Here is a 606-nt window from a genome sequence, read left to right as displayed (position 1 = left end):
ATAGATAAACTTAAAGAACCTGTAGCAGTAACACCAGAATCACCATCATCATCCCCCCAATAATTATTAGGAGGACCGATAAGTGTACTCAAAGCGACTGAATTTGTATCAGTAGGAACGAACATACGAATATCAGCAAAACTCTGACCCGCAACGGGCAAGACGATTGGAGTTGTAGATGATAAATTGGTAGAAGGCGTGTAATTAGTTCCGTCAGATAGTGTAATCCCAAGCAGACCGTTAGCATCAACCGCACGTGTACGACCACCGTCGAAAGTCAGATAAGGTGCACTACCCTGTATCGCATTCCTAGTTGTCTGTGATGTCAATGCGTGACCAGAAAAAGGAAGGAAAAAGACCACGAAAAAAACAATCTGCCGGGATAATTGGGAAAAGGATCGAAAACAGGATCTGAAAGAGGATCCGGAAAACGATCGGAAAAAGGATCGAGAAGAGGATCGCGGAAGCGATCGCGCGAAAATTCGCAGAATTTCACTTGATTGAGTAGAAAAATAAGATTTAGTGAAAAATTTAAACTGGGTGCTGGACTTAGACGAATTTAAAAGATAGGTTGGCCAGGTTGCCTGTTGCCTGTTGCCTGTTGAA

1 pseudogene is annotated in these 606 nt (G+C 42.9%); it reads right to left on the bottom strand.

The window, feature by feature from the left end:
- Nucleotides 1–362: pseudogene (locus J3U16_RS12035) on the bottom strand (hypothetical protein); the annotation flags it as partial.
- Nucleotides 363–606: the final 244 nt, after the last annotated feature.

Origin of the sequence: Gilliamella sp. B3023 (assembly GCF_026536845.1) — a bacterium.
Classification (GTDB): domain Bacteria; phylum Pseudomonadota; class Gammaproteobacteria; order Enterobacterales; family Orbaceae; genus Gilliamella; species Gilliamella apicola_E.
The sequence above is the reverse complement of the archived record's forward strand: the minus strand, read 5'-3'. Positions and strand labels throughout refer to the sequence as shown.